Origin of the sequence: Stenotrophomonas sp. PS02301 (assembly GCF_029959485.1) — a bacterium.
Lineage (GTDB): Bacteria > Pseudomonadota > Gammaproteobacteria > Xanthomonadales > Xanthomonadaceae > Stenotrophomonas > Stenotrophomonas maltophilia_Z.
The window spans coordinates 1-736 of the sequence record NZ_JASCOO010000200.1 but is presented as its reverse complement, the minus strand read 5'-3'; the positions used below and the strand labels follow the sequence as shown (position 1 = coordinate 736).

At 65.8% G+C, this 736-nt stretch carries 1 protein-coding gene; it reads left to right on the top strand.

All coding sequences use genetic code 11. The features are described from left to right. The first annotated feature begins 208 nt into the window (after nucleotides 1–208). Nucleotides 209–664, top strand: a complete 456-nt coding sequence (locus tag QMX81_RS20910) for a transposase (protein WP_282264406.1) — start codon at nucleotides 209–211, stop codon at nucleotides 662–664. The last annotated feature ends 72 nt before the right edge of the window (nucleotides 665–736 follow it).

Sequence of the window (736 nt, the reverse complement as noted above, 5' to 3'; positions counted from 1 at the left end):
GGCCGGCTCTGCAACATTCCGTCATCGCGCCATGCTGTTCGTGATCGCAGACGCTCCGTGGAGCCGGCCAGCGGCCGGCACTACCCCGTCACGTTGTGGGTCATGCAGAGCCGGCCAGCGGCCGGCACTACGCTCTCGTGGTATTCCGCGATAAGCGCTTGCGGCCTTGCCCGACACCGCGGGGCTGCGGAATCAATGACGATGCACCATGAGTTCTTCTCGGCTACGCGTGGGGCGCTGTTCCATTCCAGGACAGACCTACGTCCTTACGATGGTCTGCCACAACCGTCGGCGTTGGTTTGATGATCCCGACGTTTCCGTGATCGCGATGTTCGGCCTGAAGGAAATGGACGAACGTGGATATGCACGATCCCTTGCCTGGGTCGTCATGCCCGACCATCTGCACTGGTTGCTGGAACTGAAAACGAAGCCGCTCGCCGACATCGCTCGACGCTTCAAATCATCGACCGCCTTGGCGATCAATCGCGCGCGGGGTCGCGGTGGTGCGCTGTGGCAAGCGGGTTACCACGATCACGCCGTTCGCTCCGATGCGTCGCTGCGTCGGCATGCGATGTACATCCTGGGGAATCCGATCCGGGCAGGTCTGTCGGAGCAGATCGGAGACTACCCGTACGCATGGACCCTATGGCCTCATGACCGGTAGTGGGGGGGGGGGGGGGGGGGGGGCGGGCGGGGGCGCGCGCGGGGCCGCCGCCCGGGCCCCCGCCGGCGGCGG